Source organism: Mycobacterium sp. NGS22 (genome assembly GCF_059813095.1).
In genome coordinates, this window is sequence record NZ_JCALDY010000069.1 from 1 (window position 1) to 310 (window position 310).

Consider the following 310-nt stretch of genomic DNA (forward strand, 5'->3'; position numbering starts at 1 on the left):
ACCGATGCGGTCACGGCGTTGATGGGCACGCTGGGTTCGCGTCTGGTGCAACTCAAACCCTATGACCCTGAATCCAAGGGCATCGTGGAGCGAGCCAACCGCTATCTGGAGACCTCGTTTCTGCCCGGGCGCAGCTTCGCTTCACCGGCAGACTTCAATGCTCAACTGGAGCAATGGCTTCCGATCGCCAACGCTCGTCGGGTGCGAGTCTTGGATGGCCGTCCGGTGGACTTCCTCGACGCCGACCGAGCCCAGATGCTGGGCCTGCCGCCGGTAGCGCCGGTCACCGAGACGCTGACCTCGGTGCGGT

At 64.2% G+C, this 310-nt stretch carries 1 pseudogene; it reads left to right on the forward strand.

From position 1 onward, the window contains the following. Positions 1-310: pseudogene (locus tag AC5Y47_RS25680) on the forward strand (IS21 family transposase); the annotation flags it as partial.